This window comes from Termitidicoccus mucosus (assembly GCF_038725785.1).
GTDB classification, from domain to species: Bacteria; Verrucomicrobiota; Verrucomicrobiia; order Opitutales; family Opitutaceae; genus Termitidicoccus; species Termitidicoccus mucosus.
In genome coordinates, this window is sequence record NZ_CP109796.1 from 4,179,167 (window position 1) to 4,199,807 (window position 20,641).

Below are 20,641 nucleotides of genomic sequence, written 5' to 3' on the forward strand. Positions count from 1 at the left end.
TTATGAAAACCCGTCCCTCTTCCGCCCTGCTTCCGCGCCGCGTCCCCCTTTCTCTGTTCCTGCTGCTTTCCGTCCTCGGCCTTCAACTCCCCGGGCTTCTCTCCGCCGCGCCGCTCTTCGAGAGCATGCTGCTTTTTCCCGGCAGCGAAAACGACCGGCCCAACTACCGCATCCCCTCGCTCGCCCGCGCGAAAAACGGCGACCTCCTCGCCATCGTGGAGAAGCGCAACAGCGGCATCGGCGACGTGGGCGACACCGACATCGTCATGCGCCGCAGCACCGACAACGGCCGGACCTGGGGCGAAATCGAAACCATCTTCGACGACGGCATCAGCACCTGCACCGACATCACCACCGTCGTCACCGATGCCGGCCCGAGTTCCAGCCGCATTTTTCTCTTCTTCCTCAAAAACAAAAAGAAGTTCGCCTATGTCTACAGCGACAACCACGGCGCGACGTGGGCGAACGCCGGCGTGAATCCAAATCCTGGATACGAAGGCCTCCCCATGCCCTTCGTCATCCACGACCAGGTCACGGTCAACGACCACGGCGCGAAAGCCGGCTGGGATTACCTCGACGGCGCCGCCTCCAACAACGCCGCCGACCAGCCCGCCGCGCCCGGCTCTCAATCCGCCGAGTGGGAGCGTGACTGGACGCAGCGCTACGGCATCGGCCCGGGCAACGCCGCCATCCAGCTCAGGCACGGCGCGCACGCCGGCCGCATCCTCGTCTCCGCCCGCCACCGCGAGCGCATCGGCGGCGGCATCCAGACTTGGGCGCACGTCTTCCACAGCGACGACGGCGGCGCCACTTGGCAGCTCGCCCCCGCCGCTACCCGCATTCTCCAGAACGGCAGCGAGTCCCAGCTCGTCGAGCTGCCCGACGGCACCGTTTACTTGAATCTCCGCAACGAAACCACCGCCGACCGCGCCGCCGACGCCTCTTTCCGCTACGTCGCCGTTTCGACCGACGGCGGCTCCACGTGGGGCGCGCCCGCCAACGCGCCCGGCCACAAGGACACCCAGCTCGTCTCCACCGTCTGCCACGCCGCCGTCGAACTCTACGAGAATCCCGCCAACGCCTCCGATCCCGACAACGGCACCGTGCTCTTCGCCAATCCGTTCAGCAGCCATCGCGAGGAGGACCACCCCTACGGACGCTACCGCATGAGCATGCGCCGCAGCACCGCCGTCGCGCCCGGCGGAGCCGTCACTTGGAGCGACCCAAAAGTCATCTATCCGCATCCCGCTTCCTACGCCGACATCGCCGTGCTGGCGGACGGCGACATCGGCCTCATCTACGAACGCGGCGACCCCGGCACCAACAGCTATTGGAGCGAGCTCCACTTCGCCCGCTTCAACCTGGAGTGGCTCAAAACTCCCGCCGCCCGCCCCGCCACTGTGCCCGTGCGGCTCGCAAATCTCTTCTCGGAAGGCATGGTGCTCCAGCGCGGCAAGGACGTTCCCGTCTGGGGTTACGCCTCCGCCGGCGACACCGTCACCGTCGCCTTCGCCGGGCAGACCCGCACCGCCACCGCCGACGCCGACGGGCGCTGGGTGGCCGTGCTCGACCCGATGGACGCCAGCGCCACGCCGCGCGACATGACCGTCACCGGCCCCGGCGCGGACAACGTCATCCACATCGGCAACATCCTCCTCGGCGACGTGTGGATCGCCTCCGGCCAGTCCAACATGAATTGGGACTTGAACATGGTCGCCCGCGAATACCCGGACGGAGCCGCCGCGATCCAGGCCGACATCGCGGCCGCCACCCACCTCGTCCGCCAGTTCGAGGCCGTCGGCACCACCGGCTCCGGCGCGGACACCTTCGGGCGCAACGAGCCCGACGACAACGTCACCGGCGTCTGGACCTGGAGCAGCCCCAGCACGCTCACCACCGGCAATTTTTCCGCCACGGCCTGGTATTTCGCCCGCGAAATCTGCGAAAGGACGGGCGTGCCCGTCGGCATCATCAACGCCTCCGTCGGCGGCACCGTGATCGAGGCGTGGGCCGACCCGCAGACCCTGGACGACCCCGCGCTCGCCTTCGCCCGGGAGCCCTGGCCGGGCAAGGGCAAACGCGACACCGCCTCCAACCTCTACAACGCGCTCGTGGCCCCGCTCACGCCGGTGGCGCTGAAAGGCTTCATCTGGTATCAAGGCGAGCACAACGCCGCCCGTGCCGGCAGCTACGCCGCCGTCTTCACCCCCTTCATCAACGGCTGGCGCGCCCGCTTCGACGCGTCCTCCGCGCCTTTTTATTTCGTCCAGCTTCCCAACTTTTCCACCTCTGACGACTGGGTCGGGCTCCGCGCCGCGCAGGCCACCGCGCTCGCCCTGCCCGCCACCGGCATGGCCGTGGCCATCGACATCGGCAACGACGGCAACATCCATCCGGGCAACAAACGCGATGTCGGCCTGCGCCTCGCCCGCCTCGCGCGCCATCACGACTACGGAGAGACCGCGCTCGAATACTCCGGCCCGGTGCCCGGCAACGTCGCCGCCGCCGGCAGCCAGCTCGTCATCGCTTTTGACCACGCCGACGGCCTGCATCTGGACACCGCGAAAAACCGCCCCGGCCTCCCCGCCTTTGAAATCGCCGCCGCCACCGGCGCTTTTTTCCCCGCCACCCCCGCGCTCGAAGGCCGGACCCTCCGCCTCTTCGCGCCCGAGGTGCCCGCGCCGCGTCGCGCCCGCTACGCCTGGCACAACACGCCGTCCACGCCACTCTACAATGCCGCCGGTCTCCCCGCCGCGCCCTTTTCCGTCGAAGCCGGCCTTTCGCCTTCCGATTTAATGCCGCCCGGCGACCAGACCGCCGCTCCCGGCCAGCAGATCACCCTCCGCGCCGACATCGCCGGGGATTCCACCGCGGCCTTCATCCGCTGGCAGGTCTCCGCCGACGGCGTCAACTGGCGCGACATCGGCGCCGACCCCGCCGACGCCGGTGTTTATTCCGGAGAAACCACCGCCGCGCTCGTCATCAAGGCCGCGACCGCCGGCATGGACGGGCTCCGCTTCCGTTACCTCGCCGGCACGACGGCGGACAACGGCGTGCCCAGCCCGGTCTCGACGCTCGCCGTGGCCGGCGCGCCGGCTTGGTCCGCCCCGGTGGCGCTCGCCACCGTTCCTGACGGCGGTTACTATGTCGCCACCGGCCCCGGCACCTACATCGCCCAAGGCGACGGCATCTGGCGCGTCCTGCCCGACGGCAAAGCCTGGTTTTTTGCCGGTGATAACCAGGGGACCGTTGTCGCCGGTTCCATCGGTTTTAATGGCTGGAATCCGTATTCATCCTTCCACTTCGCCCCGCAGGCTCTCGCCCTCCGTTCGGGCACGCTCTACGCGGCAGACATCTACAACGATGTTATCAACGCCATTTCCACGTCCGCCACCGCCCCGGGCTCCATCGCCATTTTTGCCGGTAATTCCGGCACGGGCGGCTTCGCCGACGGCACCGGCACCGGCGCGTATTTCAAAGACCCCTCCGGCCTCGCCTTCACCCCCGACGGCACGCTTTACGTCGCCGACACCGCCAACCGCGCCATCCGCAAAATCACCCCCGGCGGCGTTGTAACCACCCTCGTCACCACCGCCAGCCTCGCCGCGCCCGCCGGCCTCGACATCTCGGCCGACGGCGGCACCCTCTTCGTGGCCGACGCAGGCGCCCACATCATCCGCGCCATTGCGCTGCCCGGCGGCGCGGCCACCCTCGTCGCCGGTGTGACCGGCTCCGCCGGTTGCTCCGAGGGCTCCGCCGGGCAAACCCGCCTCGACTCCCCCGCCGATCTGGTCGTGGCCGATTCGGGAAACCTCTACGTGGCCGACACGGGCAACTCCCGCATTCTCGAAATCACTCCCGCCGGCGTCACGCGCACCCTCGCCGGCAGCCCTGCCGGCGAACCCGGTTTCATTGATGCCAACGGCACCGCCGCGCGTTTCGACCGACCCCACGGCCTGATCCTCGACGCTTCCGGCACGCTCCATGTGGCCGACACCGGCAACAGCGTCCTCCGTCGCATTTCACCTGCCGACGAAGTCACGACCCTGCTCCTCTCCCAGACCACGCCTCCCGGCGGCGAGAACAACAACGGCGGAAACGACAATGGCGGCGAAACCAATAATGGAGGAAGCGGCGGCGGTGGCGGCAGTGGTGGCGGCGCGCCCGGCGCATGGTTCTTTTTCGCCTGTGCCGCCATCACGACCGTGCGCCTCTGCAAACAATTCCGCGGCGCATCCCACAGCGGATGATATAGTATGTTCTCTCAACCTTGGCCCAAATGGTAGGGCGAGGCGTCCCCGCCGAGCCTCGGCTCAGCCGGAGGCTTCGCCCTACCGGCGCTGCCGCGCCAATATTAAATGAAAAACATTATAAATGGAGGGACGGCCTCCATGCCGTCCTTATATAATATAATCACAAGCATCGCGGCGACGGACGGCACGAAGGCCGTCCCTCCAAAAATCAATCAGCCCGACTCAACCGCGCCGGTCACACCAACGCCCATCACACCAGCGGCGTTTCACCGGGGACGGGGATTTTCACGGGCGGGGCGTCGCCGAAGGCGTAGGCGGGCGGCGTGAGGTCGAGCTTGGAGGCCTTGAGCATCCATTCGTAGTTGATCTCGCGTCCGGTGTAGGCCGACTCGCGTCCGAGGATGGCGGTGAGCGTGCTCTCGGCGATGCGCCTGGCGTCGTTGATCGGCTTGCCGGCGCGGACGCTGGCGATGAGGTCAACGTGCTCCTGCACCATGCCCTGGTTGCGCTCGCCCTCGAAGGTCCAGGCGTTTTTGCCGGTGATGCTGCCGCGTTTTGGCTCGGCGTTGCCGAGCGTGCCGGTGAGGCGCTCGCCCTCGCGGCTGGCGGCGCCCTTGGTGTGGCGGCAGTAACTGGCCACGCGCGCGCCGTTGGCGTATTCAAACTCGACGGAGAAATGGTCCCAGATTTCGCCGTATTTCGGGTCGGTGCGCCACTGGCGCCCGCCCATGCCGAGCGCCTTCACCGGCGGGCCGCCGAAGGCCCAGTTGATGACGTCGATGTTGTGAATGTGCTGCTCGACGATGTGGTCGCCGCACAGCCAGTTGAAGTAATACCAGTTGCGAATTTGGTATTCCATCTCGGTCCATTCGGGCTGGCGTCCGCGGTGCCAGAGGCCGCCGCCGAGCCAGTAGCACTGGCCGCCGGTGATCTCGCCGATGGCGCCGTCCTGCACGCGTTGCATGATGGCCTGGAAGCTGTTCGTGTGGCGGCGCTGGGTGCCGGTGCCGATGGCGAGTTTCTTCTGTTTGGCGAGTTCGCCGACGGCGATGACGCGGCGGACGCCGGCGGGATCAACGGCGACGGGCTTCTCGGCGAAGACGTGGATGCCGGCGTTGATGGCGGCCTCCATGTGCGGCGGGCGGAAGCCGGGCGGCGTGGCGAGGATGACGAGGTCGATGCCGGAATTGATCACGCCCTTGTAGGCGTCGAAGCCGGAGAAGCAGCGTTCGTCGGTGACGGCGTTGCGGTCCGCGTCGAGCGGCGGGCGCGGGCGGTTGCCGGGCTGGCCCTTGGTGAAGAGGTCGCGCGCGGCCTCGACGCGGTCGGCAAAGATGTCGCCGAGCGCCCAGAGTTGCACGGCGGGGTCGGCGGCGATGCAGTCGCGGACCGCGCCGATGCCGCGTCCGCCGCAGCCGACGAGGCCGATTTTCAGGCGGTCGGAGCCGGCGGCAAAGACGCTCGCGGGCAGGCCGGCGAGCAGCGGGATGGCGGAGAGCGCGGCGCAGTCGCCCAAAAAGGCGCGGCGGGAAAGCGGACGGGGGGCGGAGGGGATGGCGGGTTTGATCATGGCGGGTATTTATTGTCCACGGATTACACAGATTCACACGGATTTTTTGGCGGGATTGTTTTTAATCCGTGATAACCTGTGCAAGCTGTGGACTATATTATTGGTTCGGTTTTTTAATCTCACACAAAGGCACGAAGGCACAAAGGAATGAATCATAACGGCACACTTGCCGGCACTTTGTGCCTTCGTGCCTTTGTGTGAGATTAATGGTTCTTTATTTTTAGACAGAATGAACGGAATTTATTCATTCTGTTAGTTTTTATTTAGTCCATTCTGTCTAAATAAAAGATTTGTTTCCGGGGTTACAACGGCTCCAGGCGCACGTTGCGGAACTCGATGGCGGCGCCTTCGGTTTGCAGGCAGATGCGGCCCTCGGTCACGTTCAGGCCGGTGGCGCGGTTTTGTTCGACGCCGTTGACCTTGAGCACGACGGTGTCGGCGCGGCAGGTGATTTCGTAGCGGTTCCACTCGCCGACGGGTTTTTCGGAGGAGTCGCGGGCTTTCTGGATGCGGCGGTTGCTGAGCGCGCTTTTGCGGGCTTTTTCGTCGTTGCCGGCGGCGGCGAGGGCTTTGTCGCGCAGGGCGCGGAGTTCGGCGGTCTCGACACCGGCGATGACGAAGAAGTCGCCGGCGTTGTTTTCCTGGAGCTGCGCCTCGAGGCTCCTCGGCCAGACGCCGAGGCGCGTGTCGTCGTCGTTCTGCATGTGGAGGAGCACGCCGTTGTTGCGCAGGCCGGGCTTGCCGTCCCGGCCGGCGGGCGCGGGGCCGCTCCAGCGCCACTCGACGATGAGCTTGTAGTCGCGGTAGCTTTTCGCGGTGTAAAGGTAGCCGTTGGGCCGGCCGGTGACGCTGATGACGCCGTCGGCGACGCTCCAGGTGGCGGCGGTTTCACTGCCCTTGGGCGCGATGACGGCGAGCCAGCCGTCGAGGTTTTTGCCGTTGAAGAGCTCGATGGGGGTGTCGGGTTTGATGGCGGTGCCACCGGCGGCGTTTGCGCTGGCGGCGGCGAGGGCCGCGAGAAATGCGGCGGCAACGAGGGCAATGATGCGGGAGTGCATGAGGGTGTGTGGGTTGTTTTTGGGAATGAGGGGAGAGCGAGGCCTAAAAGAACAGTCTCGACGGCTGATGCTGGCAACCAGCGATGGAATCAAACAGTCAAGTCGCGTCATGTCCATGCCGCGAATGAGATTTGTCGATTAATATTTATGCTCCGGACCTCTCTTCAGGCGGGAGATGGTTTTGCGCGAGGCGGAGGGCGGCGAGCGCGAGAAGCCAGGAAATGACCGTGCCGGTGGCGAGGTCCCACGGCCAGTGCATGCCGAGCGTCATGCGGGAGCAGGCGGTCAGCGCGCCCCAGAGCACGACGGCGGCGCAGGCCGCGCGGTGGCGGCGCGTCCGGAAGAGGCCGACGCACAGGAGCGTCCACGTGGCGGAGAAAAGCGTGTGGCCGGAGGGAAAGGAGTAGCCGGTTTCGCGCTGCCAGTGCTCGCGGAGCGGCGCGGGCACGGCGGGATCGGCGGCGGTTTGTCGTATCCAGGCGGCGCGCTCGCCGCGGGTCATCTCGTAAAACGCGTCGGATGACGTGCCTTGCCGCGCGGCGAGCCAGTCCACGTAGGGGCGCGAGTCGCGGACGGTGTTTTTTATCGCGGCCTTGGCGCCTTGTCCGGCCAGCACGGCGGCGAGGCAGAGCGCGGCAAGGGCGCAGGCCTGCCGCGGGCGGGCGCGGTGCATCCACCAGATGGCGGCGGAAAACACGGCGCAGGTCGCGAGCGCCCAGGGGAAGCCCGCCGTGTCGGTGAGCGCGATTTGCGCGCGCAGCCACGCGCTGTCCGCCGGGGGCCGCCAGGCCCAGCCGGAGAACCAGACGGCAAGCGAGGGGAGCAGGAGGAGCACGGCGGCGGCGGTGACGGGTCTGGGGAACGGGCGCATGGCGGGAGAGGGAAGTAACAAGTGACAAGCATCAAGTGACAAGAAAACAGATTTTGGGAACAGGCGGACTTCGGGAGCCGTCCCGCGGCTTCCGTTTCCTGCCACTTGATACTTGTTACTTGATTCCTCCTTGGTTTCCATGGGCGGCATCATTCCCCGCCGCGATGGAACAGATTCCCCAAAGACATTTTTTGATCACGCAGGTCGTCGGCATTCTGCAGGATGGCATCGCGGGCGGAAAATGGCAGGACTGGCTGCCGAGCGAGCGGGCGCTCGCGGAGCAGTTGCACGTGAGCCGCAACACCTTGCGCGCCGCCATCGCGCAGCTTTGCGAGCAGGGCGTGCTGGAGGCGCGCCGGCCCATCGGCACGCGCATCATGCGGGGAGGCAAACCGCAGGAACCGCGCGCCCGGACGCACACCATCGGGCTGCTTTCGCCGGAGCCGATCGACCTCTTCCGGCCCAACGTGGCGCTCATCATCGACGAGCTGCGCGCCCAGCTCGCGGAGATCGGCTACCGGCTGCGCGTGCACCACGGCGACAAATACTACGCGCCGCAGGGCCTGCCGCGGGCGCTGTCGGGACTCGTGGAGGGTAACCCGCACGATTGCTGGGTGCTCGTGATGGCGACGGAGGAGGTGAAGCGCTGGTTTTATGAAACGGGCGTGAAGTGCGTCGTGTCCGGTTCGTGCGGACCGGAGGCCGATCTGCCTTTTGTGGATCTGGATTATCGCGCGCTTTGCCGCCACGCCGCCGGGCAGATGATTGCGAAAGGCCACAAGCGACTCGCTTATCTGGCGGAAAAAACCAACCGCACCGGCGTCGTGGACGGGTTGCGCGGCTTCCTGGAGGGCGTCGAGCCCGCCGCCGCGCGCGGCGTGACGGGCGAGGCGGTCTGGCACCAGGCCACCGCGGCGAGCATCACGCGCGCGCTGGAGCGTTTGCTCGCCCGCAAGGAGTGGCCGACGGCCCTGCTCGTGGTGAACCCGAACCACTACCTGCTCGCGCTCACCTGGCTGCAGCGCCGGGGGCTGCGCGTGCCGGAGGACATCTCGCTGGTGAGCCCGGACCACGATCCGTTCCTGTCGTTCACGCATCCGCCGCCGACGCACTACGCGTTCAACGCGCACGCGTTTGCCAAGCGGCTTTTCAAGCTGATCATGCTCGTGGTCGCCGACGAGGTGATCACGAAGAAGGACATCCGCATCATGCCGGATTACGTGAAGGGCGCGACCCTCGGCGAGGCGGCGGAGGGGCCGCCGCCGGTTTAAGCGGGAAGTTGGAGTTTAAGTCGAGGTTGAGATTGAAAAAGCGCGGGCGCCTCGCACCGCCGGCCGAGCTTCAGCTTTCAACTCTCAACTTTGTAATACCAATTCCCGATGAAAAATATCCTTTCGATGGAGGGCCGAGCTCCTGCGAGGCCGTCGCCGGAAAACGTTGCGTCCGACCGCGACGGCCTCGCAGGAGCTCGGCCCTCCATTTGTCCAATTATCATTGGGAATGGGTATAATACGCCTTGAACCACTCCACGAAGCGGGCGAGGCCGTCTTCGAGCGGAGTCTTCGGCTCGAAGCCGACGGCGGCATGGATGCGTGCGAGGCTGGCGCAGGTCTCGGGCATGTCGCCGGGTTGCGGCGGGAGAAGCTCGATGCGGGCCTTTTTGCCGAGCAGCGTTTCCAGCATTTGCACGAAGAGGCGGACCTCCACCGGGCGGTTATGCCCGATGTTGAAGATGCGGCTGGGCGCGGCGGCGGGTTCGCCGGGCGCGGCATCCGTGTTTTGGGCAAACGGGTAGAGGAGCACTTTCAACACGCCGTCCACGATGTCGTCGATGTAGGTGAAATCGCGCAGCGAGCGGCCTTCGTTGAAAAGGCGCAGCGGTTTTTCCTCGGTGATGGCCTTGGAGAAAATGACCGGGGCCATGTCGGGCCGGCCCCACGGGCCGTAAACGGTGAAGAAGCGCAGGCCGGTGAGCGCGAGGCCGTGGATGTGCGCGTAGCTGTGCGCGATGAGCTCGTCGGCGCGCTTGGTCGCCCCGTAAAAGGACAGCGGCCGGTCGGCCGCCTGGTCCTCGGAAAAGGGGATGCGCGCGCCGGCGCCATACACGCTGCTCGACGAGGCATAGACCAGGTGCCTCGGCGGATGGGCGCGGGCCGCTTCGAGGACGTTGAGAAACCCGGTGATGTTGCTCTGCACGTAGGCGGCGGGATTCTCGATGCTGTAGCGCACGCCGGCCTGCGCGCCGAGGTGCACGACGTAATCGGGCTGGAAATTCGCGTGGATGCCTCCGTAGGCGGCGGCATCGCTGAAATCGGCCTGGATAAAGCGGAAATTCTTGTGCGCCTCGAGTTGCGCGAGGCGGGCGCGCTTGAGCGCGGCGGGGTAGTAGTCGTTGAGATTGTCGATGCCGAGCACGTCGGCGTTTCCGCTGGCGGCGAGTTTGCGGCTGACGTGATAACCTATGAATCCGGCCGCGCCGGTCACGAGGACTTTCATGCGGCGGTTGATACGGCAGGTCCCGGGCCGCGGCTAGGCAAAATTTCCCGGCGCGGCGCGCGCGTCCATTTTGACCGGCGTTTCACCACGCGCGGCGGCGGGAAAATTAGCCGCGCGCCTGGAGAGCGGCGCGGGCCGTTAGCCGAACTGCTATCCGCGGGGTTTTTACGGTTTCAGTTGTGCGCGGGGAAAAACGTTTTATATTTCACGGGAATCCAAATGTCCGCGCGGCCTTCGCGCCGCGGACAAACGAAGACTGCATCATGAACATCAAAGCATACCTGAAGCCTTGGTGCGGCTGGTCAAACGGCGTGCGCGCCGTCATGCGCAAATACGACCTGCCGTTCGAGGACATCGACATCATCAACAACCGCGACAACTACGCCGAGATGGTCGCGAAATCCGGCCAGCCGCTTTCGCCGTGCGTCGAGATCGACGGCGTGATGCTCGCGGATGTATCAGGCGAGGAGGTCGAAAATTACCTTCTGGCCAACAATCTGGTCAAACCCACCGCCATCACGGCCGACGCCCCGACCAACTCGGGTTGTTCCGACGAGGAGCACGCCCGGCAGTCCGAGACGGCGACGACCCGAACCATCAGGTTCTTTTAGACCACCGGCGCCGGATTGACTCACCCGAAAGCACTTCGACAAGCCGGCTCCGCACCAGCGAGGCCGGCTTTTTGGTCCCGGCGCCTTTCAGCCATGCATGCCGGCCCTAAAAAAACATGATCGACCGCCGTTAAAACGCTTCCCATGCGGCGTGGTTATGCCTCATTGTGTCCAGTTGCCTAGCTTGAGACATCATCTACTTCTACCGCCTCCAGCATCACTTTTCCCGTGAAGACCGCGTTGACCGACCAAACCGCCACTGACCACACGAGCCCGCACGCTCCCGCCGCACGCTCCGCCGCCGACGGTTCCTCCGTCGCGCGTCCCCAAACCACCTCCCTGCGTCCCGGCAAACAGGGCCTCTACGATCCCTGGTTCGAACACGATGCGTGCGGCGTCGGCTTCGTCGTGGACATGAAGGGCCGCGCCTCCCACCGCATCGTCGAGCAGGGCCTCGAAGTCCTCGAAAAACTCGACCACCGCGGCGCCACCGGCGCCGAGACCAACACCGGCGACGGCGCCGGCATCCTCCTGCAAATCCCGCACGAATTTCTCGTCCGCGTCTGCAAATCCGTCAGCATCACGCTCCCGGAGCGCGGCCATTACGGCACCGGCCTCGTCTTCCTCCCGCGCAATCCCGCCCAGCGCCGCAAGCTCGAAAACCACTTCGCCCAGATCATCCGCAGCGAAGGCCAGACTTTCCTCGGCTGGCGCACCGTGCCCACCAACAACAGCATGCTGGGCGACACCGCCAAGGGCTGCGAGCCCTTCATCCGCCAGATCTTCATCGGACGCTCGCCCAAGGTCGCCGACGAACTTGCCTTCGAGCGCAAGCTCTACGTCATCCGCAAGCGCGCCTCCCACGAGGTCGTCAGCGAGGGCCTCGGCGGCGCCGACATGTGGTATCAGCCCAGCCTCTCCTCGCGCACCATCGTTTACAAGGGGATGCTGCTCACCACGCAGCTCAAGGAATACTTCCTCGACCTCCGCGAGCCCGACCTGAAAACCGCCATCGCGCTCGTCCACTCGCGTTTCTCCACCAACACCTTCCCGAGCTGGGACCGTGCCCACCCGTATCGCTACATCGCGCACAACGGCGAGATCAACACCCTGCGCGGCAACGTCAACTGGATGCACGCCCGCCAGGCGCTCTTCGACTCCGACCTCTTCGGCGACGACATCAAGAAAATCCTCCCCGTCATCAACCCCAACGGCAGCGACTCGGCCATGTTCGACAACACCCTCGAACTCCTCCACCTCGCCGGCCGTTCCCTGCCGCACGCCGCCATGATGATGATCCCCGAGCCCTGGTCGAACCACAAGACCATGGACCCGGCCCGCCGCGCCTTCTACCAATACCACGCCTGCCTCATGGAGCCTTGGGACGGCCCCGCCGCCATCGCCTTCACCGACGGCAAGCTCATCGGCACCATCCTCGATCGCAACGGCCTCCGCCCCGCCCGCTACTACATCACCAAGGACGACCTCGTCATCCTCGCCTCCGAGGCCGGCGTCCTCGACGGCATCCCCTCCTCCGAAATCGCCACCAAGGGTCGCCTCCAGCCCGGCCGCATGTTTCTGGTGGATACGGTCAAAGGCTGCATTCTCGACGACGAGGAAGTGAAAAACCAGCTCGCCGCCGAGTATCCTTACCAGCAATGGCTCGACGAATACCTCGTCTACCTCAAGGACCTCCCTGCCGCGCCCGACCTGCCCGCGCCCGACCCCGACACGCTCAAGCAGCGCCAGCTCGCCTTCGGCTACACCTATGAGGACGAACGCGTCGTCCTCTCGCCCATGGCGCGCGACGGCGTCGAGGGCGTCGGCTCGATGGGCAACGACACGCCCCTCGCCGTCCTCTCCAACCAGCCGCGCCTGCTCTACGATTATTTCAAGCAGCTCTTCGCGCAGGTCACCAACCCGCCCATCGACTGCATCCGCGAGGAAATCATCACCTCCGCCGAGACCCGCCTCGGCACCGAGGGCAACCTCCTCAACCCGCAGCCCTCGGCCTGCCGCCGCGTCGAGCTCGACTGGCCCGTCCTCACCAACGACGAGCTGGCGAAAATCCGCCGCATGCAGCTCCCCGGCCTCAAGGTCGCCACGCTCCCGATCCTCTTCCGCGTTTCCCGCGGCGAAAAGGGCCTGAGCAAGGCCATGGACGAGCTTTTCCGCGAAGCCCGCCGCCTCATCACCGAGGAGGAGGCCAGCGTCCTCATTCTCAGCGATCGCGGCGTCAACAAGGACAACGCCCCCATCCCCGCGCTCCTCGCCGTCGCCGGCCTCCACCACTATCTCATCCGCGAGGGACTCCGCACCCAGGCCAGCCTTGTCATCGAGACCGGCGAGGCCCGCCAGGTGCACCACTTTGCGCTGCTCATCGGCTACGGCATCAGCGCCGTGAATCCCTATCTCGCCTTCGAGACCATCGACGACCTCATCCACCAGGACCTGCTCCCCGGCCTCGACCACAAGACCGCCTGCAAGAACTTCGTGAAGGCCGCCGCCAAGGGCGTGGTCAAGGTCATGTCCAAGATGGGCATTTCCTCCATCCAGAGCTACCGCGGCGCGCAGGTCTTCGAAGCCGTCGGCCTCGACCAGAACGTCGTGGACCTCTACTTCACCTGGACGCCCTCGCGCATCGGCGGCATCGGCCTCGACACCGTGGCCGAGGAAGTGCTCATCCGCCACCGCGCCGCCTTCGACCCGCGCGGCCCCGTCGCCACCCACGACCCCGCGCTGCCCGCCGGCGGCCAGTTCAAGTGGCGCGATTCCGGCGAGTTCCACCTCTTCAACCCGGAATCCATCCACACGCTGCAAAAAGCCGTCCGCACCGGCTCCTACGACGTCTTCAAGACCTACACGCGCCTCATCGACGAGCAGGGCAAAAACCTCTGCACCCTGCGCGGCCTGCTCGATTTCAAGCCCTCCGACGCCATTCCCATCGAGGAGGTCGAGTCCGTCGAGTCCATCGTCAAGCGCTTCAAGACCGGCGCCATGTCCTACGGCTCCATCTCGCAGGAGGCGCACGAGACGCTCGCCATCGCCATGAACCGCCTCGGCGGCAAGTCCAACACCGGCGAAGGCGGCGAGGACCCCGCCCGCTTCACGCCCCTGCCCAACGGCGATTCCAAAAACTCCGCCATCAAGCAGGTCGCCTCCGGCCGCTTCGGCGTCACCAGCGAATACCTCGTCAGCGCCCGCGAAATCCAGATCAAGATGGCCCAGGGCGCCAAGCCCGGCGAAGGCGGCCAGCTCCCCGGCCCCAAGGTTTATCCCTGGGTCGCGCGCACCCGCCACACTACCGCCGGCGTCGGCCTCATCTCGCCCCCGCCGCACCACGACATCTACTCGATCGAGGACCTCGCCGAGCTCATCCACGACCTCAAGAACGCCAACCGCGGCGCCCGCATCAGCGTGAAACTCGTGGCCGAGGTCGGCGTCGGCACCATCGCCGCCGGCGTCTCGAAAGCCCACGCCGATGTCGTGCTCATTTCCGGGCACGACGGCGGCACCGGCGCCTCCCCGCTCAACTCCATCTGGCACGCCGGCCTGCCTTGGGAACTCGGCCTCGCCGAGACGCACCAGACCCTCGTCCTCAACAACCTCCGCAGCCGCATCGCCGTCGAGACCGACGGCCAGCTCAAGACCGGCCGCGACGTCATCATCGCCGCCCTCCTCGGCGCCGAGGAGTTCGGCTTCGCCACCACCGCGCTCGTCTCCACCGGCTGCATCATGATGCGCGCCTGCCAGCTCAACACCTGCCCGGCCGGCGTCGCCACTCAGGACCCGCGCCTGCGCAAGCAGTTCACCGGCAAGCCCGAGCACGTCATCAACTTCATGACCTTCATCGCGCAGGAAGTCCGCGAGCTCATGGCCCGGCTCGGCTTCCGCACCCTCGCCGAAATGGTCGGGCGCGTTGACCGCCTCGAAGCCCGCCAGGCCGTCGAGCACTGGAAGGCGAAAGGGCTCGACTTCTCCAACATCCTCTACGTGCCCGATTCCGGCCCCGAAGTCGGCCGCTATTGCCAGATCCCGCAGGACCACGGCCTCGAAAAGTCGCTCGACGTGGCCACCCTCCTCGACATCTGCAAACCCGCCATCGAGAAAGGCGAGAAAGTCGTCGCCGAGGTTCCCGTGCGCAACATCAACCGCGTCGTCGGCACCATCACCGGCAGCGAAGTCACCCGCAAGTGGGGCGCGAAGGGGCTGCCCGACGATACCATCGACATCCGCTTCAACGGCAGCGCCGGCCAGAGCTTCGGCGCGTTCATCCCGCGCGGCATGACCTTCCGCCTTTACGGCGACGCCAACGACTACGTCGGCAAAGGCCTTTCCGGCGGACGCATCATCATCCGCCCGCCCGAAGGCAGCACCTTCGACCCGTCGAAAAACATCATCGCCGGCAACGTCGCCCTCTACGGCGCGACCTCGGGCGAGCTCTTTGTCGGCGGCATGGCCGGCGAACGCTTCTGCGTGCGCAACTCCGGCGCCACCGCCGTGGTCGAGGCCGTCGGCGACCACGGCCTCGAATACATGACCGGAGGCCGTGTCGTAATCCTCGGCCCCACCGGCCGCAACCTCGCCGCCGGCATGTCGGGCGGCGTCGCCTACGTCCTCGACGAGCGCGGCGTCCTTGCCGCCAACATCAACGCCGGCATGGTGAATATCGAAAAAGTGGATACCGAAGCCGAGGCGGCCGAACTCCGCGGCCTCATCGAACGCCATGCCGCCTGCACCGGCAGCACCCTGGCCCGCCGCGTGCTCGACATCTGGGACGCCTTGCTCCCCAAGTTCGTCAAGATCATGCCCAAGGACTACAAGCGCATGCTGGAGCGCATCGCGGAGGCGAAGTCCGAGGGGCTTGCCGGCGACGACGCGATCATGGCCGCCTTCGAGGCCAACGCCCGCGACCTGAGCCGCGTGGGCGGCAACTGAAGCACACCACCACTTAATATTCACATCGACTTCCGACTACCATGGGCAAACCAACCGGCTTCCTCGAATATATGCGGGAAATCCCCGTCGATCGCTCCCCCCTCGACCGCCTCAAAGACTGGTCCGAGTTTCATCTCCACATGGACGAGAAGAAACTCCGCAACCAAGGCGCGCGGTGCATGGATTGCGGCGTCCCCTTCTGCCACACCGGCCGCCTCGTCAGCGGCATGGCGGCGGGCTGTCCCATCCACAACCTCATCCCCGAGTTCAACGACCTCGTCTTCCGCGGGCTCTGGCAGCAGGCCTACGAGCGCCTGAGCAAGACCAACAACTTCCCCGAGTTCACCGGCCGCGTCTGCCCCGCGCCCTGCGAAGGCTCCTGCGTGCTCGGCATCCACAACCCGCCCGTCGCGATCAAGAACAACGAATACTCCATCATCGAGCGCGCCTTCGAGGAAGGCTGGGTGCTGCCCCGCGCGCCCCGGACCCGCACCGGCAAAACGGTCGCCGTCATCGGCTCCGGCCCCTCCGGCCTCGCCGCCGCCGCGCAGCTCAACGCCGCCGGGCACGCCGTGACCGTTTACGAGCGCGCCGACCGCCCCGGCGGTCTCCTCATGTATGGCATCCCCAACATGAAACTCGACAAGCGCGACGTCGTCCTCCGCCGCGTCGAGCTCATGAAGCAGGAAGGCATCACCTTCATCTGCAACGCCAGCATCGGCGGCAACGGCCCCGCCGACATCGACCCCCGCGAAATCCTCGACAAGCACGACGCGCTCGTCCTCTGCACGGGCGCCACGCACCCGCGCAACCTCGCGATCGAAGGCCGCCAGTTCGCCGGCGTGCACTTCGCCATGGAATTTCTCACGTCCAGCACCAAGGCGCTGCTGGACCAGGCGCAGCCCGCCATCACCGCCGCCGGCAAGCACGTCGTCGTCATCGGCGGCGGCGACACCGGCACCGACTGCGTGGGCACCTCGCTCCGGCAGGGCTGCCGTTCCGTCACGCAAATCGAGATCATGGCCAAGCCCCCGCTCGAGCGCCAGCCCAACAATCCCTGGCCCGAATGGCCCAAGGTCCTCAAGACCGACTACGGCCAGGAGGAGGCCATCGCAAAACAAGGCGCCGACCCCCGGCTCTTCCTGACCACCGTGAAAAAGTTCCTCGGCGACAAAAACGGCCGCCTTGAAAAACTCGTCACCGTGCAAATCAAGTGGGACAAGAACGACAAGGGCCAGTTTGTTCCCGTCGAGCAGCCCGGCACCGAAAAGGAACTCCCCGCGCAGCTCGCCCTCATCGCGATGGGCTTCCTCGGCCCCGAGCAGCAGCTCCTCAAGGAACTCGGGCTGGAAACCGACGCCCGCAGCAACATCAAGGCGGAGCACGAAAAGCACCGGACGAACCACCCGAAAATCTTCGCCGCCGGCGACTGCCGCCGCGGCCAGAGCCTCGTCGTCTGGGCCATCAACGAAGGCCGCGCCGCCGCCCGCGAATGCGATCGCTTCCTCATGGGCGCGACGCAGCTGCCGTGAGGCCCGTCCGTTTATTCATATTGCAAAGCCGTATCCGCATTTTCCATACATTGCAGGCGTCACATGCCGAAAAAAACCTTCCCGCTCAGCGCCGCGCAGCTTGAGGAACTCGCCCGGAAACACGCCACGCCGTTCCATCTGTATGACGAGGCGGCCATCCGCGCCAACGCCCGCGCCCTCAAGGCCGCGTTCGCCTGGAATCCGGGCTTCCGCGAATATTACGCCGTCAAGGCCGCGCCGAATCCGTTCCTGTTGAAAATCCTGAAGTCGGAAGGCTTCGGCATGGATTGCTCGTCGCTCCCGGAGCTGGTGCTCTCGGAGACGGTCGGCGTGCGCGGCGAGGAGGTCATTTTCACCTCGAACGACACGCCGGCGGAGGAATTCGTCGCGGCGGTGAAACTCGGCGCGATCGTCAACCTCGACGACATCACGCACATCCCGTTCCTGGAAAAGCACGCCGGCCTGCCGGAGCTGGTCTGCTGCCGCTACAACCCCGGCAAGCTCAAGGAAGGCAACGCCATCATCGGCCACCCCGAGGAGGCGAAATACGGCTTCACGCGCGCCCAGCTTTTCGAGGGCTACCGCATCCTGCGCGACAAGGGCGTGAAGCGCTTCGGCCTTCACACCATGGTCGCCTCGAACGAACTGGACGCCGCCTACTTCATCGAGACCGCGCAGCTCCTCTTCGACCTCGTGGCCGAGATCTCCGCGCAACTCGGCATCCGTTTCGAGTTCGTGAACATCGGCGGCGGCATCGGCATCCCCTACAAGCCGGAACAGGAGCCGGTTGACCTGAACCGTGTCGGCGAGGGCATCCGCAGCCTTTACGCCGAGAAAATCGAAAAGACCGGCCTCGCGCCGCTCGACATCCGCATGGAATGCGGCCGCATGGTCACCGGTCCCTACGGCTGGCTGGTGAGCCGCGTCCTGCACCGGAAAAGCACCTACAAGGACTACGTCGGGCTCGACGCGTGCATGGCCAACCTGATGCGCCCCGCGCTTTACGGCGCGTATCATCACATTTCCGTGCCGGCCAAAGAACACCTGCCGCACGATTTTGTCTGCGACGTGACCGGTTCGCTTTGCGAAAACAACGACAAGTTCGCCATCGACCGCGCCCTGCCGCGCGTGGAGCCGGGCGACCTGGTCATCATTCACGACGCCGGGGCGCACGGCCACGCCATGGGTTTCAATTACAACGCAAAACTGCGCTCGGCGGAACTGCTGCTGCGCGAAAACGGCGAAGTGGTGCAAATCCGCCGCGCCGAAACCATCGCCGACTACTTCGCCACGCTCGATTTCGAATCGTTGAAAACCTTCGCGTGACAAACGGGGGCATTCGTAGCGCAGCAACGGTGATCAACGCGCAAGAGAAAAGTTAGGATATTTGAGGAGAAGATTGAGCAGTTCGATGAGTTTGCGCATGAGGGCGGAGAGAGCGACTTTGACGGGTTTGCCGCGTGCGCGGAGGCGCTGGTAGAAGGCGCAGAGAACGGGGTTGTGGCGGGCGGCGCTCAGTGCGGCCATGTAGACGGTTTTGCGCAGGCGGTGGCGGCCGCCCCTCGATGTGGCGGGATTTGTCGCAAGTGCCGCTTTGGGCGGCGATGGGTGCGACGCCGAGCAGGGCGGCGGCCTGGCCCTTTTCGAGCGAGCCGAGCTCGGGCATGAGGGCGAGCACGGCGGCGGTGGTGACCGGGCCGACGCCCTGGACCTGGGCGCAGCGTGCGGCGCGGTCCGCCAGGTCGCGGTCGGCGGCAATCACGCGTTCCATCTCGGCGTCGATCTGCTTGATGTGCCGCTCCAGCAGGGCGCGGCGCGCGGCGGCCAGGCCTTCGAGCAGGGGCAGGCCGGTGGCGTGCTCGGCCTGGTTGGTCTCGTGCTTGAGCGCCTCGACCAGGGCCTCGCGCGCCTGGAGCAGTTCGCGCAGCACCGCCTCGGCTTGGACGGGCGCGCGGCTGGCGCGCAGTTTTTCGGTTTTGCGCGCGAACAGGCTGAGCAGGCGCGCGTCGATGCGGTCGGTCTTGGCCAGGATGCCCTGGGACCTGGCGAACTGGCGCACGCGCCTGGGGTTGACCACGCTCACACGCACGCCGACCTGATGGCAGGCGCGCGCGAGGGCTCTTTCGTAACCGCCGGTGGCCTCGCAGACCACCCACGCGCCGGCGGGCAGTCGCGAGAGGAGGCCGCGCAAGCCCGCAGGGCTCTGCGCGAAGCTCGTCACGCCCTTGGGCAGGTCCGCGACGAAACTGGACTTGGCGAGATCAACGCCGATGTGTTTATATTGGTTTGGCATGGCAGGACTCCTTCTTATCGAGACGCGCTCAAGGGCGCAGACAACGGTTCGAGTTGCTGCCAGCGGTGCCCGCCGGGTCTGTCGCTGCGCTGCGAGCTCAAGGGCTCATGGCATCCAATCAGACTTTCGGCGGACAGGGGAGGGGCGTCCTGCAGGACGCCCCTCCCCCAACCACTGGCCAAGACCGGCTTCGTTATAGGACTGCGCCCGTCTTGGCCAGTGTCCTATAAGGCATCCCTGCCTGCCGTCGAAAAAGAAAGGCGCGAAACGCCGCTGACTTTTTCTTCCCAAACGAAACCAGTAAATGCCGCGCTTCGCGCGATCACCCGGTGACGGCAGGCAGGATGCCTGCGCTACGAATGCCCCTCGCGGGCCTGCAATCCTGCCAGACGGATACAAGTCGCTTTGCACTCTTTTCCCCCGTGTTCCAAAAACCGGCCGAGCAGACCTGTCTCGTGAACAAGGCAGGCTAAATGCATTGCCACGTGCGGCGCCGGCGCGTGTGCTGGGCGCCGCATGGATCTGGCCCTCGAAGTTCTTGCGTGGACGGTGCTCGTCGTCTGCTGCCTGGGCGGCGTGATCGGCGTGATTCTGCCGGTTGTGCCGGGGGCGTTTCTTATCCTTGCGGGGGCCGTCGTGCACAAGCTGATGCTGCCGGGATGGCTTTCGTGGTGGACGATCGGTGTGCTTGCGGTCGTGGCGGTCCTGGACCGCGCGGTGGATATCCTCGGCACGGTGCTTGGCGCGCGGTGGGCGGGGGCGACGCGCTGGGGGCTGGCGGGCGCGGCTGCGGGCGGAGTGGTGGGATTGTTTTTCGGGCTGCCCGGCCTGTTGCTCGGACCGGTGATCGGCGCGTTTTGCGCCGAGGTGGTGTTTGCGCGGCGCGGCATGGAGGCTTCGGTAAAATCCGGCGTGGGCGCAGGCATCGGTTTCGGCGTGTCCACCGCGCTCAAGGTCGCGCTGGCCCTGTTCATGGTGGCGCTGGTGGCGTTTGACGTGATGATGGGCTGATGGCCCGG

At 66.0% G+C, this 20,641-nt stretch carries 11 protein-coding genes and 1 pseudogene; 7 read left to right on the forward strand and 5 right to left on the reverse strand.

Annotated elements, in window-relative coordinates:
- Positions 1 to 2: 2 nt before the first annotated feature.
- Complete coding sequence (locus OH491_RS14640; RefSeq protein ID WP_068773087.1) at positions 3 to 4,250, forward strand: sialate O-acetylesterase; 4,248 nt, start codon at positions 3 to 5, stop codon at positions 4,248 to 4,250.
- A 253-nt stretch (positions 4,251 to 4,503) separates the two neighbouring features.
- Here the strand turns inward: OH491_RS14640 and OH491_RS14645 are convergent, their stop codons facing one another.
- The 3 genes from OH491_RS14645 to OH491_RS14655 all read right to left on the reverse strand — a co-directional run bounded on the left by OH491_RS14645 (position 4,504) and on the right by OH491_RS14655 (position 7,752).
- Entirely contained in the window at positions 4,504 to 5,823 is a 1,320-nt protein-coding gene (locus OH491_RS14645; protein WP_068773088.1) for a Gfo/Idh/MocA family protein, read from the reverse strand.
- Positions 5,824 to 6,125: 302 nt separating this feature from the next.
- Positions 6,126 to 6,881, reverse strand: coding sequence for a 3-keto-disaccharide hydrolase (locus tag OH491_RS14650; protein ID WP_068773089.1), 756 nt, complete (start codon positions 6,879 to 6,881; stop codon positions 6,126 to 6,128).
- A 145-nt stretch (positions 6,882 to 7,026) separates the two neighbouring features.
- Positions 7,027 to 7,752, reverse strand: a complete 726-nt coding sequence (locus OH491_RS14655) for a phosphatase PAP2 family protein (protein ID WP_068773090.1) — start codon at positions 7,750 to 7,752, stop codon at positions 7,027 to 7,029.
- A 191-nt stretch (positions 7,753 to 7,943) separates the two neighbouring features.
- Here OH491_RS14655 and OH491_RS14660 point away from each other — a divergent pair, with 191 nt between their 5' ends.
- Complete coding sequence (locus OH491_RS14660; protein ID WP_334319745.1) at positions 7,944 to 9,023, forward strand: LacI family DNA-binding transcriptional regulator; 1,080 nt, start codon at positions 7,944 to 7,946, stop codon at positions 9,021 to 9,023.
- Positions 9,024 to 9,243: 220 nt separating this feature from the next.
- Here OH491_RS14660 and OH491_RS14665 read toward each other — a convergent pair whose 3' ends face one another.
- Positions 9,244 to 10,248, reverse strand: a complete 1,005-nt coding sequence (locus OH491_RS14665) for an NAD-dependent epimerase/dehydratase family protein (protein WP_068773092.1) — start codon at positions 10,246 to 10,248, stop codon at positions 9,244 to 9,246.
- Positions 10,249 to 10,511: 263 nt separating this feature from the next.
- On the opposite strand from OH491_RS14665, the gene OH491_RS14670 reads away from it, so the two are divergent.
- The 4 genes from OH491_RS14670 (at position 10,512) to OH491_RS14685 (ending at position 18,655) form a co-directional block, all read left to right on the forward strand.
- Positions 10,512 to 10,859 (forward strand): glutaredoxin family protein, encoded by a 348-nt coding sequence (locus OH491_RS14670; protein ID WP_068773200.1) that lies wholly within the window; start codon positions 10,512 to 10,514, stop codon positions 10,857 to 10,859.
- 228 nt (positions 10,860 to 11,087) lie between these two features.
- Positions 11,088 to 15,797 carry a glutamate synthase large subunit gene (gltB, locus tag OH491_RS14675; RefSeq protein ID WP_334319746.1) on the forward strand — a complete coding sequence of 1,570 codons (4,710 nt, stop codon included), beginning with the start codon at positions 11,088 to 11,090 and terminating at the stop codon, positions 15,795 to 15,797.
- Positions 15,798 to 15,838: 41 nt separating this feature from the next.
- Positions 15,839 to 17,329 (forward strand): glutamate synthase subunit beta, encoded by a 1,491-nt coding sequence (locus tag OH491_RS14680; RefSeq protein ID WP_068773093.1) that lies wholly within the window; start codon positions 15,839 to 15,841, stop codon positions 17,327 to 17,329.
- 63 nt (positions 17,330 to 17,392) lie between these two features.
- On the forward strand, positions 17,393 to 18,655 hold the full coding sequence (locus OH491_RS14685; protein WP_068773094.1) for a diaminopimelate decarboxylase: 1,263 nt from the start codon (positions 17,393 to 17,395) through the stop codon (positions 18,653 to 18,655).
- Positions 18,656 to 18,688: 33 nt separating this feature from the next.
- On the opposite strand, the pseudogene OH491_RS14690 reads toward OH491_RS14685, so the two are convergent.
- A pseudogene (locus OH491_RS14690) lies at positions 18,689 to 19,622 on the reverse strand (IS110 family transposase).
- A gap of 516 nt (positions 19,623 to 20,138) precedes the next feature.
- Here OH491_RS14690 and OH491_RS14695 point away from each other — a divergent pair.
- The gene (locus tag OH491_RS14695; protein ID WP_068773095.1) at positions 20,139 to 20,633 is read left to right on the forward strand and encodes a DUF456 domain-containing protein; all 495 of its coding nucleotides are present in this window, start codon (positions 20,139 to 20,141) and stop codon (positions 20,631 to 20,633) included.
- Positions 20,634 to 20,641: the final 8 nt, after the last annotated feature.